This is a genomic window from Enterococcus sp. E5-162 (assembly GCF_035725965.1).
Lineage (GTDB): Bacteria > Bacillota > Bacilli > Lactobacillales > Enterococcaceae > Enterococcus_B > Enterococcus_B lactis.
In genome coordinates this window covers 1-712 of the sequence record NZ_JAPRFV010000042.1, presented here as the reverse complement: position 1 = coordinate 712, position 712 = coordinate 1, and the positions used below count along the sequence as shown (strand labels likewise).

Annotated in this window: 2 pseudogenes; both read right to left on the bottom strand. The window is 40.4% G+C overall.

The annotated features are described in order from the left end of the window. A pseudogene (locus OZZ83_RS14685) lies at positions 1-584 on the bottom strand (hydantoinase/oxoprolinase N-terminal domain-containing protein); the annotation flags it as partial. A 56-nt stretch (positions 585-640) separates the two neighbouring features. Continuing rightward, positions 641-712 (bottom strand): annotated as a pseudogene (locus OZZ83_RS14680) (IS6 family transposase); the annotation flags it as partial.

Below are 712 nucleotides of genomic sequence, written 5' to 3'. Positions count from 1 at the left end.
TAAAATCAGCCAACCAATGAAGGTCAACCCGATGATGAAATAAAAGAAGAGCGGCAAGTCATAATATAAGGTGATCTCATTGATACCATTATGCTGTTTGACGATTGGCGTACCGATGTCTGTCAATCCATATAATTTAGTAATATCAGATGCCATCGTTGTTGGAATGGCTTTACAAGAAGCAGCTTCATAAACAACACGTTCTGGCTCACCATTATCTACCCCAAAGGCCATCGAAGACACTAGTACCTCCGCTTTTTCTTTTTCTAAATTAGAGATCGTTTCAGCCACTCGATCCACATTCAAATGTTTTACTGGTAAAAAAGCATTGACGATTTCGATTTTTTTCTTGTTCCCTAGATCAATATCGTTCAATCGTGTTTGTCTTTTGGCTAAAAATCCTTCAAGACCGCCTTTCGACATGCCGATTACTCCAAAACTTTAGCTACATCTCCTTCAATCAATGCATTCGTTGCTTGCGTTGTCGAGTGAGCCACGAAAACCACATCATCTGGACTGATTTGATTCTCTTGTAAACAGTTTTGAAAAGACTGCACCACTCCTGCTGCCACCCCATTCAAATGATGGTTCTGTTGCGAAGTTTGAAAATCAAACGCGCCCTCTCTGAACTCCAAATATCTTAGGCTGTTATTCCCATTAATACCTTGATTTCAGTAGACACCGAAAAGCCGAAGAGCGTTCCATTTCTTCG